The sequence below is a fragment of the Nodosilinea sp. P-1105 genome, assembly GCF_012911975.1.
GTDB lineage: Bacteria > Cyanobacteriota > Cyanobacteriia > Phormidesmidales > Phormidesmidaceae > Nodosilinea.
Window position 1 is genome coordinate 1 of record NZ_SMDQ01000100.1, and the last position, 12,869, is coordinate 12,869.

The following is a 12,869-nucleotide window of genomic DNA, read 5'->3' on the forward strand; positions in this document are numbered from 1 at the left end:
GGATGGGGAGATGGGGAGATGGGGAGATGGGGGGATGGGGAGATGGGGGGATGGGGAGATGGGGGGATTTTGGATTTGTAATTCCCGCAGGTCTTGTAGGGCAGGCGTCTCGCCTGCTTAGCTGGGACAGGCAGGATGCCTATCCTACAAAATTCTGAACTCCCAAGTGAAAGCGTTTTATTGGCAGGGTCTTAATTCAAAATTCAAAATTCAAAATTCAAAATTTTTCTAAGCGGCTTCCTAAGCCTATCACCCTACCTCTTCTCGATTTCTGCTTTGCACTCTGTAATATTTGACAGGCTGTCTTTTGATTCCCCTGTCCTGGGCATAGACAATACCTGGCGAGAGGAGTTTTTTGTTTACGTGTAAAACCAATGAGAAAACTTTTGTGGACAATGGCGGCAGTTGTCACCGCCCTGACGCTGTGGATGGCACCGACGGCCTGGGCTGCGGATCTGGACCATGGGCAGCAAGTTTTTGCCAATAGCTGTGTGGCTTGCCACATCGGTGGTGGCAATGTGGTTAACGGGGCAAAGACCCTGAAGCTGGCTGATTTAGAAGCCAATGGTATGGCTTCCGCTGAGGCGATTACCACCCAGGTGACCAACGGTAAAAATGCCATGCCTGCGTTCAAGGGGCGACTCAGCGATGCAGACATCGCCGATGTAGCGGCCTATGTGCTTAGCCAGGCTGAGCAAGGGTGGTAAAGCGGGTTTGATTTCCAGTTCAATTGCCCCAGGTCTGTGGAGAGTTGGGGTTTTTTAGTTTATGCGGGAGGCATAGCCATGAATTTAGGCAAAATCCTGGGGTTGGGGCTGGGGCTGATGCTGTGGCTATATCCAGCGGGGTGGGTTCAGGCGGCTCCCCCAGGGACTAGCCTGACCCTGGGGGATGTTCCTCCTGTTTCCTCGGTTACCGGAGAGCCCGGCATGGAAGAGCAAGGTGATCTGGCGGCAGAGGTGGGCGATCGCTGTCTAAACCTGGTACAACTCGGGCGTTATCAAACTGCTATTGCCGCCTGCAGTCAGGCTATCCAGCTAGATGAGCAACGGCCAGAACCCTGGCTGAACCGGGGGCTGGCATTCTATCGCACGGGCCATTTCCCCCAGGCGTTAGCTGACGACACCGCTGTCTTGACTCGCCATCCCCAGGATTTCCGTGGCTACTATAACCGAGGGTTGGTGCAGGTGGCGCTGCATGACTTTGAAGCCGCGATCGCTGATTTTGACCAGGCGGCGACCCTGACTGCAGACCCAAACCCCTTGGTTGATATCTATGACGATCGCGGTTTGGCCAAGCTGATGGCGGCACATCCCCAAGCGGCGCTGCGCGATTTCGAAGCAGCCCTCGACCTCGATGCCCAGGATACAAGGGCCTGGTTTAACCACAGCTGTGCTTGCCACCAAATGGGTCGCCTGGCCGAGGCCATAGCCGATCTGGACCAGGTGCTCATGCTTGACCCCAGCCATGTCCATACCTACCTGAAACGGGGCTTAATTCGGCGATCCCTGGGTGATGCGCCTGGGGCCATAGCCGACCTGCACCAGGCAGCCAACTGCGCGCGATCGCAGGGGCAACCGCAGCTGCATCACTATATTTTGACCCTGCTGAATGAGTGGCAAACTTCCACAGCTGCCGTGGGATAGCTTTTGATGTATTTGTAGAGAGGCTCCATGTTGCTTGAACGATTTTTTAGTATCCCGTCATCCTTTGTCCTTGTTCTAATTACCTTAGGGTTAGCCCTGGGTTGTAGCCCGACGTCCTCCACTGCTGGGCCTCAGGAGGCGGAGCACAGTGCCGAGTTGGCTGATAACCAATCCCACAGCCACGACCATACCGATCAAGATCACACCGATCATGACCATGCTGACTCTGGCGAGCATCACCATGGCCACGGTACCCTGGAAATTCCTGCTGGTCAGCCTGTGCCAACCATTACCTTGGTGGCCCACCCTGACCCAATGCGTGGCTGGAACTTAGAAATTCAAACCACCCATTTTCGCTTTACTCCAGAGCAAGTCAACCAGCCCAACCAGCCCAACGTTGGCCATGGCCATCTATACATCAATGGCGAAAAGGGCGCTCGGGTCTATGGTCCCTGGCTACATCTGCCCCAGCTACCCCCAGGCCGCAACCAGATTACCGTCAGTCTCAATGCCAATGGCCATGAAGCCTTGACCCATAATGGTGAGGCGATTGAATCAACCGTAGTCATCGAAGTGCCCGAGCCGTAGCAGGGCTATCAAGGGCTTTTGGCTGCCAAATGTCTTTTGAAAAACCACAACCGGTAGGCAGATTCATCTGCCTACCGGTTGCCTCGTTGCCTTACGTTAAGTTGTCTCAGAAGTAGGCACTGCCCACCCTACTGCAGCGACGATCGCTGGCTAAACGGGGGATCTGCTTTCTTCAGAGTCTTCTTAGTACCGATAGCCGCTAGCGCCGGGCTTGTGGACGATAAAGCTGGCAATTTGACACTGCTTAACGTTATCGAAACCCACGACTCGAATGTAGCAATCAGAGTACTCAGACCGGCAAGCCTGCACTTCGCTCAGTACTTCCTGAGTGGAAGTAGCGTTGAACAGGGGCAGCTTCCACATGGTCCAATAGTAGGTCTCGGGGTCAGAGTTCTCGTCGAACTCCACCGCCGGGAAATAGCCCATTTTGAGAATGTAGGCGATCTGCCGCTCAATCTGAGCATCGGTCAGCGGGGGCAGATAGGACATCGTTTCAAAACGACGCTCTTTAGGCAGAGTTTTCATAGGTCCTCGCTAAGTGAAATGGTTAATGTCGGCGGTTACCGACAGAACTTGAACTAAACCGGGTTTAGAGTGTTCCAGCTAATGACGCCATCTAATATGTTGGTTGGCTAGACCCACCCACTTGGCTGAGTTCAGCGTCCATACTGCGGACGTTTTTCGCTGGAATACGCTTATCCCTATGTCGCTTCGGCCAAACAGTGAAGGCCAAGGCTAAAACGGATCAACTTACTCCATCGAGGCATCAGAGTCGGTGGTCGGCTCTTGAATCAGTTCCGCTTCGACCACATTCTCTGCTTCCCCAAGTTGGGTAATGCGCTCCAGGTGCTGGCGGCGATGTTCCATATTGGCTCGCTGGATACTAAGTACGACCATTTCAGGCAGGAATTCGCAAATTCCCTCAGCAATATGCTGCCGCACGGTCATAACTCGCATTGCTAGGTCCGCCTTCTCTTTCAAAAGAGCATCCAGGTAGGCTTCCCCATCCTGAAGGGCTTCCTTTGTAGAAAACGTGTTTAACCAATAGGCTTGGGCAGGGTTGGTTTCCTTCAGCTGATTCAGCACCGTTTTCACGGCCTGAAAGGTCAGGTAGCTTGTGAGCACCTTAGCGGTGTCTTTAGCCGCTTGCTTAAGGTCCATCGGTGTCTCTTGAACGGTTGATGTAGACCCCACCAGGGGGCGATTGGTAGCCCTGATCTAACCCCGAAGCGTTAGAAGATTCGGTAACTTAGACAGCATTCTCAAGGTTTTGGAATGTTTGTCCATTACCCCAGGGCTACCTAGAGGCCCCCAACTCGCTAGAAAGCAGGCCTGAAATACCTGCAGGCCAGCTTAGAGCGTATCAACGGTGTCGAACTCGAACTTGATTTCCTTCCACAGTTCGCAAGCGGCGGCCAGTTCAGGAGACCACTTACAGGCTTCGCGGATGATATCGCCCCCTTCGCGGGCCAGGTTCCGGCCTTCGTTACGGGCCTGAACACAAGCTTCTAGGGCTACGCGGTTAGCGGCTGCCCCAGGCGCGTTACCCCAGGGGTGACCCAAGGTACCACCACCAAACTGTAGAACCGAGTCATCGCCGAAGATTTCCACCAGAGCGGGCATGTGCCACACGTGGATACCGCCAGAGGCCACAGCCATCACACCACCCATGGAAGCCCAGTCCTGGGTGAAGTAGATGCCGCGCGACTTGTCCTGCTCGATGTAGTTTTCGCGCAGCAGGTCAACGAAGCCTAGGGTGCTGGCCCGATCGCCTTCCAACTTACCGACCACAGTACCGGTGTGGATGTGGTCACCCCCAGACATGCGCAGACACTTGGCCAGCACTCGGAAGTGAATACCGTGGTTCTTCTGACGGTCGATCACGGCGTGCATGGCGCGGTGGATGTGCAGCAGCACCCCATTGTCGCGACACCAGTGAGACAGGGTGGTATTAGCGGTAAACCCGCCAGTCAGGAAGTCATGCATGACAATCGGCATGCCCAGTTCCTTAGCGTACTCGGCCCGCTTCAGCATCTCTTCGCAGGTGGCCGCCGTGACATTCAGGTAGTGCCCCTTAATCTCACCGACTTCAGCCTGGGCCTTGTGGATGGCGTCGGCTACAAACAAGAAGCGATCGCGCCAGCGCTGGAAGGGCTGGGAGTTGATGTTTTCGTCATCTTTGGTGAAGTCGAGGCCGCCGCGCAGACATTCGTATACAGCCCGACCGTAGTTCTTGGCGGACAGACCCAGTTTGGGCTTAATGGTGCAACCCAGCAGGGGGCGACCGTACTTGTTGAGGCGATCGCGCTCCACCTGGATACCGTGGGGCGGCCCTTGGAAGGTCTTCAGGTAGGCCACGGGAATGCGCAAGTCTTCGAGGCGTAGGGCACGCAAGGCCTTAAACCCAAATACGTTACCCACCAGAGAGGTGAGCAGGTTGGTGACCGATCCCTCCTCGAACAGATCGAGGGGATAGGCGACGTAGCAGATGTACTGGTTATCTTCGCCGGGTACGGGCTCGATGTCGTAGCAGCGGCCCTTATAGCGGTCCATGTCGGTCAGTAGGTCGGTCCACACCGTGGTCCAGGTGCCGGTGGAAGACTCCGCTGCTACCGCCGCGCCGCACTCCTCAGGAGGCACGCCGGGTTGGGGGGTCATCCGGAACGCCGCCAGGATATCGGTATCTTTTGGTGTGTAGTCCGGGGTGTAATAGGTCAGCTTGTAGTCCTTAACCCCGGCGCTGTATCCAGCTTTTGACTGAGTCGTTGTCTGAGAGTAAGACATATCTCCCTTCCTGTGAATCTAAGAATCCCTCACGCGAACCTCTGCAGCCTAGCCACAAACAAACCGGTTTTCTTTCGCGAAAGAAAACCTTTGCTCAGCCCAAGACCCTGTCAGATGTCCACAAATACGAGACGACAGCAAAAACAAAGCAACTCATGAAGTAGTTGCCCTGCAAGCACTTTCGGTATTGCTAATTACCTTATGCTTTAGCATACTACCAGCGATTGGATAAGTTTAATTTTGGAAGATCTGTATACATTCATAACCTAAAGTTATCGATGGAGATGAACCTAGGTGTGTATTTCTCAAGTTATTTAAAGTTGATCTTTTCAAGCTCAGTTCGTGGTAAAGAGCAGAGATTTTTTGGGTAGACAGGGCCGATCTAGATTGTCTGAGAGGCTGTTTGAAACAGGTCATCCCAGGTATAGTTTGCTGCCAAGAGGCCTTAAACCCGCTGAAGTTTGAGGATATTGGCCTACTCCACAGGTATAACCTGAGACGTTCTTTGGCTTTTCAAACAACCTCTGAAGGGGATTTCGCTGGTTTTGGTGTTCTGACTTAAATCATTGAACGTATACTGTGACCCTCAGAGGGGTATATAACGATCGCATCTTTCTCCCACAGCCCCAGCAATGGCCAGCAAGGCTTGGAAGTGGGAAACGCGATCGCAGGTCACCCCGATCCACCGTGGGGAGGGAACTGAGGTGTTAAGTTTGCTGATTGTATCGACATTGGTTGGGCCATCCTTCCTAGAGGCTGTGCCTTGGGTCGAAGGGGATCGACCTGAGGAGGCGATCGCCAGCCCCACCGCCGCCAATCCCGAGTTGATCGCCCAGGCGGGGGTAACAAACGACTACCGGGTCACCGCCCTGGTGCCCGACTTCACCGGCAGTTTGTGGGTCGGGGGCTGGGCTGGGCTAGCCCGTATCAACCCTGAAACCGGGCAAATCCAGCGACGGGTTTCTATCCCCAGCCGCACCATTGAATCGATGGTGCAAGACCGAGTAGGCCGTATCTGGGTGGGCACCTTTAATGGCCTTGTGCGGGTTGACCCCCGCACCAATGAAATTACGGCCCAGAATGTGCAGCTCCCCTCTAACCGGGTGCTGTCCCTATTAATCGATAGTCGCGGCTTCCTATGGGTCGGCACCGATCGCGGCCTGGTGATGATTAGCCCTGATCGCGGCTTACAAATGACCACCCTGCGAGACCTACCGGGGGTTAGCGCTAATGCCCTCAGCCTCGATCGCAACAACCATCTTTGGGTGGGCACCCTGGAAGGCCTAGTGCAGGTCAATACCGGTAGCGCTTTCCCCATGCGCCAGGTGGGCAACTTACCAGGCGGCTCAGTACAGTCGTTGACCTTAGGGCCTCGGGGCAACCTGTGGGTGGGGACGGCCAATGGACTGCTAGTGGTGGACCCCGTGCGGGCCGAACTGGTGCGTTCGGTCGGCAGTATGCGGGGCAAAAGCATTCAAAACGCTGAATTTGACCGGGCAGGTAACCTATGGGTAGGTACCACCACCGGGTTATTTAAAATTAGCCCCGACAGTGGCGAACTTTTAGGCCAGGTGCCATCGCTGCCCTCAGGCCGAATTTTGGCTCTGTCACCGGATACGGGCAATAAGGTGTGGGTAGGCACCAGTGAAGGACTAGGGTGGGTGAGTCAGTCCACCGGAGAAGGCCACGCCCATTGGGGGTTTGTGAGTCCCACGGTGCAAGGTATACGGTAAGCGGTGTTAGGTGCAAGGTGTTAGGTGCAAGGTGTTAGGTGCAAGGTGAACCGCAACCCGATACCCGACACCCAACACCCACAGACAACTATCGTGATTCTTTACCTCAACTTTTATGCCATCTGATGCCCTTGTGTATCAACTCTGGGTTGAAATCGTAGATAGCGAGCCACCCATCTGGCGTCGGTTTACTGTGCCCTCTCACCTGTCCTTAGCTGACTTCCATCCGGTCTTGGCGGCGGTGATGGGCTGGGATGGGCAGGCCCCCTATCAATTTAAGTACCAGGGGCAACCCCTAGGGCCAGAGGCGGCTACGCGATCGCTGGCTCACCTACTGCACCACCCCAACGATGACCTGCTCTATACCTATAATCCGGCCCAGGGCTGGCTGCACAAAGTCACCCTAGAGGCCATTCACCCCAGTAACCATGGGCCTGAGGTTCAGTGCTTGGAGGGCGATCGCCACTGCCCCCCAGAAATTTGTGATGGGGTCTGGGGCTACGACGAACTACTGGAACGGCTCAATGATGGGGAAGATCCTGAGTATGACCAGCTGTGGCAGGCGATTGGCTACGACTTTAACCCTGATATCTTTGACCTGGCCGCCGCCAACCAGCGCTTGCAACAGTTGGGCCACTAATTTTTGGGCCACTCATTTGCGGCTACCAAGGAGGTCAGGGGGGATCCCCACGATGTACTGCACCCGAGTGAAATCCGCTATGAGCCGGCCAACTATTTCTAACACCTGGAACCCAGAACCTGACACCACCCGGTAAAGGTGGTCATGTTTCCGCCTTCCGCCTTCCGCCTTCCGTCTACTGCCTGCTGCTATAGCCTCTGTCAGGAACGAATCATCAGTTACTAAAGCAGATCCCCAATTACGAATACGATAGATCCTCGGGCTGACCGATCTGACCTTTTTAGCTAGAGAGGGGGCAGGCCGGAAGTTCGGTTGTATTCGTCCACAACGTTGTTTAATAATTAGTAGCTTGCCATGGAAATCTATGATGGCGTCTTGCTAGCCCTGGGGGGCATTTTTTCTGGAGTGCTGGCGGGTTTTTTAGGCATTGGGGGCGGTGTGGTCCTGGTGCCAATGCTGGTGGCGTTTGGTTACGTGCCAGTGCAGGCCGTGGCCACCAGTAGCCTGGCCATATTGGTCACCTCTACGGCTGGCAGCGTTCAAAATTGGCGGATGGGCTTTTTAAGTTGGCGGCGGGTATTACTTTTGGGCTTGCCAGCGGTGATTACCGCCCAGGTGGGGGCTTTTCTGGCCGGTAAATTTTTGCCCTACATCTTGCTAGCCGCCTTTGGGCTGCTGCTGCTGGTCAATATTTATCTGGTGGAATTGCGTAAGCAATTGGTCAATCGTGGGGCTAACCCCACCAAGCTCTTAACGCCGCTGATGGCGCGGTTGGTCACGGGGGGGCTGGCCGGATTTTTAGCCGGGCTTTTTGGTGTCGGCGGCGGTGTGATTATGGTGCCGCTGCAGATTTTGCTGCTAGGGGAACCGATTAAAGTGGCGATCCAAACTAGCTTAGGGGTAATTGTCATTACCGCTATTTCTGCCTGCATTGGCCATGGGGCCGCAGGCAATATTTTGATCGCACCAGGACTGATTTTGGGATTTGGGGGGTTAGTCGGGGTGCAATTTAGCACCCGCTTTTTACCCAAACTGCCGGATCAGGTGGTCAGCACTTTGTTTCGGTCGATGCTGGGGTTGCTATCCATTTACATCTTTGTGCAAGCCTGGCAGAACTATCAGAGTTGGGTCTAAACCAAGTTCAGCTTGGAAGCTGAGACACAGTTGTTATACCTTGACCTGCTTTTCCACCTGGGCAAACTGGCTGAGGCCCAGCCATTCTTGCATTGCGGTCTGTAGCTCAGGCGCGCCGTTCAACTCCAGCTTTCCGTCCTCGATTGCCTGGGAGACCGTCATAATGCCCATCCAGATGGCGGTCATCGTCCGCAGGTCGCTGACGACATAGAGATCCACCTCATGGCCAGGGTCAAGCCAGCAGAGATCGACCACCGGCTCAGCAGCTTTGTCAACAATCAGCCACCATTGACGCCGACCACGTTTGACCTCGGGGTACAGAAACTGAACCGTGATTTTTTGGTTTGGCAGCGGATCTGGGTTTAAATTACGCCGCATATCCCACATCAGCAGGGAAGGATCCAGATTTTTTAAAGACAGTTGTGACTCTAGCCAGCGCTGGCCCCAGGCGCCAATGGCCATAACCACAGGCAAAAGATCTTGGCCCGCTTCAGTCAGGTGGTAACTCGGGCTGTCGGTGGCCTCATCCAATCTGCGCACCAGTAGACCCGTCTCTTCTAACTCGTGAAGACGCTTGGAGAGTAGTGCCGGAGACATGCGGGGCAACCCTTTGCGCAGTTCGTTGAAGTGGGTGCTGCCGCACAGCAGTTCGCGCAACACCAGAATTGTCCAACGGGTGCCCAATACTTCAGAGGCCAGGGCTACCGGGCAAAACTGCCCGTATCCGCGATTTGCCATCGCCATGTCCTCCATATATCGAGCCTGTCGCCGTTTTCGGTATGCTGACCCGGCGACCATGTCTTCACCTTAGCTCGAACCCTCCCCAGTACAGACGGTGAACTTAACAAATACTCAACCCTCTCAGTACCGTTAAACCAGGCTCTTACCATAGCCGCTCAACAGATGCGTTTGTGGTCCGCAATGGCAAAGCGGTTTAGGGCATACCCACCCTCAGTGCCACCACAGGCATGAGCGCCAGAACATTACGAGAGGTTCAGTCACTATGACTATCAAGAGATTACGCACTGGCGATCGCATTAATCGCATTAAAGTCTTTTGGATAACGCTGTGCGTCACCATCGCCCTGCTGGTTTTGGCCCCAATGTTGGTGGCCTATCAGGACGGTGGCCCGGAGCCGATTACAGCTAATCCGTTGAGCGATCGCACCCAGCTCACCGACAATGTCAGTTTTGATATTCGCCTCCAGCCCGAGGGACGACCAGAGCAGGTGCTGGAATTGGATGATCCCTCACGCATCACCGTGGTTGAGTTCACCATTCAGCCCGGTGCTATTTTCCCATGGCACACTCACCCAGGCCCAGCCCTAGCCGGGGTGCAACAGGGAGAATTGATCTACATCTATGCCGATGACTGCATCGAGCGTCCTTACCCCACTGGAACCATGTTTATTGACCCTGGCGGGGACAATGTGCACTCGGCCTTTAACCCCAGTGAGACCGAAGAAACCATCGTCATTGCGACCATTTTGAATGCCCCTAATGAAGGAGGGCTGACGCTGCCAGTGGATGAGGCCGAGAACCAGCGACTTGACCAAAAGTGCGGTATTCAGCGCTGATGCTGAAGAGCAGCCGAATGGTGCTGTGACCATCACGATAAGCAGTCAGTTCGCTCAAGCTTTTGAACTGACTCTAAAAAGACTTTTGAGGAATAAAATTCTGCTCTAAGTTGCGATCATTAGCTTTCGTAGGGTGGGCTTTGCCCACCAATCAGTAGAACGTTTCCTGGAAGTCACCTCAACCAGGAGGTCAATTTTTTTCAAGACCGCTGCTATCTGCCCGATCTATCTTAGGGCTATACATTGCAGCCCAGAAAAATTGCCCCATGAAGGCTTCTGGGCAACAGCATAGGCTGATCGGAGGTATTGCATGACTGAAGGCGTAAATCAACAAAAAATCCAAAGTGGCCCTGAGGTTTATGAAGCGTTTTTTGTTCCGGCAATCTTTCAGGCGTGGACCCGTCGAGTGGCAGATGCCGCCATGGTTTCCTCGGGACAAAACGCCCTGGATGTGGGCTGTGGCACGGGTGTTCTGACCCGCGAAGTTGCCCATCGAGTTGGAGACAGCGGTTCTGCTGTGGGCCTCGACATCAATGTAGGGATGTTGGATGTCGCCAAACGTAAAGTACCGACGATTAAATGGCGGCAGGGACAAGCTGAGAAGCTTCCGTTTGAGAGCGACAGTTTTGATGCTGTTGTTTGTCAATTTGGGTTGATGTTTTTTGAGGATCAGCAGGCTGCGATCGCAGAGATGCTAAGAGTGTTAAAACCAGGCGGACACATGGCTATAGCGGTATGGGACTGCCTAGAAAATACCCCTGGATACGCCGCTGTTAGTGAGCTATTAGAAACATTATTTGGTGATGAGACCGCTGAGGCGATTCGAGCCCCGTTTGGGTTGGGGGACAAGCAGGTTTTGCGATCGCGCTTCACCGATGCGGGGGTTGAAAATGTCCAGATCGAAACCCATGAAGGCAGTGCCTGCTTCCCCTCAATTCAGTCGTGGATGCACACTGAAATCAAAGGCTGGGTGCTCGCTGATCAGCTTGACGATGCTCAATACCAACAACTGCTCCAGGCAGCGGAGACTGAGCTGCAAACGTTCATTACACCCGATGGTACGGTTGCGCTGCGTTCACCTGCACACATTGCCACAGCGACCAAAGGCTGATGGCGATCGCGCTGTTTTATTGGATAGCTCAAAACTATTTCCCTCACGACCCTAAAGGAGGTTGCTCACCCCGTTAAAGCAGGAAGGAGGTCGCCAACATGAGGCGCTATAGCTCGATTTTTATATGGGTATTGGCTGGAATTTTAGTTTCAACCACTAGCGATGCCCAATTAGGCCTCAATCAAGGGGCTCACGCAACGGATAACCCCAAGATTGGGGGGTTAAATTTCCCCGTTTCTGATGATGCCCAAACCATCCAGGCCAACCTTGCGCCTCCTCAGATGGCTAGAGCACCCGAACCCAACCCGGGGGTCGTCCTCGACTGGAATACCAGCGCCGATGAGATTCTGGTGGAGGGCGGGCTGGGCCCTGCGTCCGCCTATCGGGCGATGGCGATTGTCCAGACTGCCGTATACGAAGCTGTGAATGCCATTACCAGACACTACCCTGCCAGTGAGTTGCAGCTAGAGGTAGCGCCTGGAGCCTCGGTCGAAGCTGCGATCGCCGCAGCCAATCACACCACACTTCTAGAACTCGTACCTGCAGAAGAGGCCGCCATCGCCATCGCCTATCAGGAGGCATTAGCCGATATAGAGGATAGTGCGGCCAAGACCGCAGGTATCACCGTTGGGCAAGAGGCTGCCATACAGGTTCTGGATAAACGGATTGATGACGGTGCTGCCACACCAGAGACCTACCGACCACACACGACTCCAGGGGTCTACGTACCCACCGCTGCCCCAGCCGGGCCTCAGTGGCCCCAGCGTCAGCCCTGGCTGATGGACAGTCCAACTCAGTTTCGTCCCGAGGCACCGCCCGATCTGGCCAGCGAGGCGTGGGCCCGTGACTATAACGAGGTCAAGGCACTTGGCAGTGCAGACAGCCGCCGTCGCAGCCCCGAGCAGTCCGAAATCGCTCGCTTTTGGGAAGCCACCCATCCCCCGATTTATCACGGACTGATACAGTCAGTTGCCAGCCAGCCTGGGCGCCAAGTCACTCAGAATGCCCGCCTGTTTGCCGCTGTCACCCAGGCTATGGACGATGCCCTGATTGCTGTCATGGAGGCCAAATATTACTACCACTTCTGGCGGCCCGTAACGGCCATTCGTAACGGGGATCAGGATGGCAACCAGGCCACTGAGCGAGATCCCACCTGGACGCCGTATATCGAGCCCCCCATGCATCCGGAGTATCCGTGTGCCCACTGCATTTTGGCGGGGGTGGTCAGCACCGTGCTGCAAGCCGAGATTGGCACCGACCCCACCCCACTTCTAACGACAACAAGTCCGACTGCCGAAGGTGCAGAACGACGCTTTGCGACGCTTGACGACTTTGTAGAAGAGGTCGAGCAGGCGCGCATTTACGGTGGGGTGCATTACCGCACCGCCAATGAAGTCGGCACCGCCATGGGGCAGCAGGTCGGTGAGCTGGCTGTAGCAAAGTACTTGCACTCACTTGAGTAGACCCCACCAGCTACAGGCAACTAAATCGCTTAGGGTAGGCACCCCCTACCGGCCCTGATTCACTCAACATGTCCAAAGTTTTTATGGAACATAATTCTATGCGACATATCACTACCACTCCCGGTTCGCTCATTTCTAAGGAGGTTCCTCAGATTCTGGCCCCAGCCGAGTGTAAATACTCACCGGGAAGTTGA

The 12,869-nt window shown here is 54.8% G+C and carries 13 protein-coding genes; 9 read left to right on the plus strand and 4 right to left on the minus strand.

The genetic code is table 11. The features are described 5' to 3' along the window. Positions 1-374: 374 nt before the first annotated feature. The 3 genes from petJ (at position 375) to E1H13_RS24955 (ending at position 2,234) form a co-directional block, all read left to right on the plus strand. Entirely contained in the window at positions 375-707 is a 333-nt protein-coding gene (petJ, locus tag E1H13_RS24945; protein ID WP_169617678.1) for a cytochrome c6 PetJ, read from the plus strand. Between the two features lie 78 nt (positions 708-785). Next, positions 786-1,646: a tetratricopeptide repeat protein gene (locus E1H13_RS24950; RefSeq protein ID WP_169617679.1), complete on the plus strand. Its 861-nt coding sequence runs from the start codon at positions 786-788 to the stop codon at positions 1,644-1,646. A 27-nt stretch (positions 1,647-1,673) separates the two neighbouring features. Continuing rightward, positions 1,674-2,234, plus strand: a complete 561-nt coding sequence (locus E1H13_RS24955; protein WP_169617680.1) for a hypothetical protein — start codon at positions 1,674-1,676, stop codon at positions 2,232-2,234. 183 nt (positions 2,235-2,417) lie between these two features. Here E1H13_RS24955 and E1H13_RS24960 read toward each other — a convergent pair whose 3' ends face one another. From E1H13_RS24960 to E1H13_RS24970, 3 genes are all read right to left on the minus strand, one after another. Continuing rightward, on the minus strand, positions 2,418-2,759 hold the full coding sequence (locus E1H13_RS24960; protein WP_169617681.1) for a ribulose bisphosphate carboxylase small subunit: 342 nt from the start codon (positions 2,757-2,759) through the stop codon (positions 2,418-2,420). 225 nt (positions 2,760-2,984) lie between these two features. Next, on the minus strand, positions 2,985-3,395 hold the full coding sequence (locus E1H13_RS24965; protein ID WP_169617682.1) for a chaperonin family protein RbcX: 411 nt from the start codon (positions 3,393-3,395) through the stop codon (positions 2,985-2,987). A gap of 192 nt (positions 3,396-3,587) precedes the next feature. Then, complete coding sequence (locus E1H13_RS24970; protein WP_169617683.1) at positions 3,588-5,018, minus strand: form I ribulose bisphosphate carboxylase large subunit; 1,431 nt, start codon at positions 5,016-5,018, stop codon at positions 3,588-3,590. A 632-nt stretch (positions 5,019-5,650) separates the two neighbouring features. Here E1H13_RS24970 and E1H13_RS24975 point away from each other — a divergent pair. The 3 genes from E1H13_RS24975 (at position 5,651) to E1H13_RS24985 (ending at position 8,525) form a co-directional block, all read left to right on the plus strand. Continuing rightward, entirely contained in the window at positions 5,651-6,751 is a 1,101-nt protein-coding gene (locus E1H13_RS24975) for a two-component regulator propeller domain-containing protein (protein ID WP_169617684.1), read from the plus strand. Between the two features lie 115 nt (positions 6,752-6,866). After that, on the plus strand, positions 6,867-7,391 hold the full coding sequence (locus tag E1H13_RS24980) for a plasmid pRiA4b ORF-3 family protein (protein ID WP_169617685.1): 525 nt from the start codon (positions 6,867-6,869) through the stop codon (positions 7,389-7,391). A gap of 354 nt (positions 7,392-7,745) precedes the next feature. Then, positions 7,746-8,525: a sulfite exporter TauE/SafE family protein gene (locus tag E1H13_RS24985; protein WP_206071056.1), complete on the plus strand. Its 780-nt coding sequence runs from the start codon at positions 7,746-7,748 to the stop codon at positions 8,523-8,525. A gap of 33 nt (positions 8,526-8,558) precedes the next feature. On the opposite strand, the gene E1H13_RS24990 is transcribed toward E1H13_RS24985, so the two are convergent. Beyond that, on the minus strand, positions 8,559-9,263 hold the full coding sequence (locus E1H13_RS24990) for a helix-turn-helix domain-containing protein (RefSeq protein ID WP_169617686.1): 705 nt from the start codon (positions 9,261-9,263) through the stop codon (positions 8,559-8,561). Between the two features lie 265 nt (positions 9,264-9,528). Here E1H13_RS24990 and E1H13_RS24995 point away from each other — a divergent pair, with 265 nt between their 5' ends. The 3 genes from E1H13_RS24995 to E1H13_RS25005 all read left to right on the plus strand — a co-directional run bounded on the left by E1H13_RS24995 (position 9,529) and on the right by E1H13_RS25005 (position 12,675). Next, entirely contained in the window at positions 9,529-10,101 is a 573-nt protein-coding gene (locus E1H13_RS24995; protein WP_169617687.1) for a cupin domain-containing protein, read from the plus strand. A gap of 310 nt (positions 10,102-10,411) precedes the next feature. Further along, on the plus strand, positions 10,412-11,212 hold the full coding sequence (locus E1H13_RS25000; RefSeq protein WP_169617688.1) for a class I SAM-dependent methyltransferase: 801 nt from the start codon (positions 10,412-10,414) through the stop codon (positions 11,210-11,212). A gap of 281 nt (positions 11,213-11,493) precedes the next feature. Further along, positions 11,494-12,675 carry a vanadium-dependent haloperoxidase gene (locus E1H13_RS25005; protein ID WP_169617689.1) on the plus strand — a complete coding sequence of 394 codons (1,182 nt, stop codon included), beginning with the start codon at positions 11,494-11,496 and terminating at the stop codon, positions 12,673-12,675. Positions 12,676-12,869 lie beyond the last annotated feature (194 nt).

Coding starts and splice junctions, on each gene's coding strand:
- E1H13_RS24965 (WP_169617682.1), bottom strand. CDS start 3,395: ATGGACCTTAAGCAAGCGGCTAAAGACACCGCTAAGGTGCTCACAAGC.
- E1H13_RS24955 (WP_169617680.1), top strand. CDS start 1,674: ATGTTGCTTGAACGATTTTTTAGTATCCCGTCATCCTTTGTCCTTGTT.
- E1H13_RS24990 (WP_169617686.1), bottom strand. CDS start 9,263: ATGGCAAATCGCGGATACGGGCAGTTTTGCCCGGTAGCCCTGGCCTCT.
- petJ (WP_169617678.1), top strand. CDS start 375: ATGAGAAAACTTTTGTGGACAATGGCGGCAGTTGTCACCGCCCTGACG.
- E1H13_RS24980 (WP_169617685.1), top strand. CDS start 6,867: ATGCCATCTGATGCCCTTGTGTATCAACTCTGGGTTGAAATCGTAGAT.
- E1H13_RS24950 (WP_169617679.1), top strand. CDS start 786: ATGAATTTAGGCAAAATCCTGGGGTTGGGGCTGGGGCTGATGCTGTGG.
- E1H13_RS25005 (WP_169617689.1), top strand. CDS start 11,494: ATGGCTAGAGCACCCGAACCCAACCCGGGGGTCGTCCTCGACTGGAAT.
- E1H13_RS24985 (WP_206071056.1), top strand. CDS start 7,746: ATGGAAATCTATGATGGCGTCTTGCTAGCCCTGGGGGGCATTTTTTCT.
- E1H13_RS25000 (WP_169617688.1), top strand. CDS start 10,412: ATGACTGAAGGCGTAAATCAACAAAAAATCCAAAGTGGCCCTGAGGTT.
- E1H13_RS24960 (WP_169617681.1), bottom strand. CDS start 2,759: ATGAAAACTCTGCCTAAAGAGCGTCGTTTTGAAACGATGTCCTATCTG.
- E1H13_RS24970 (WP_169617683.1), bottom strand. CDS start 5,018: ATGTCTTACTCTCAGACAACGACTCAGTCAAAAGCTGGATACAGCGCC.
- E1H13_RS24995 (WP_169617687.1), top strand. CDS start 9,529: ATGACTATCAAGAGATTACGCACTGGCGATCGCATTAATCGCATTAAA.
- E1H13_RS24975 (WP_169617684.1), top strand. CDS start 5,651: ATGGCCAGCAAGGCTTGGAAGTGGGAAACGCGATCGCAGGTCACCCCG.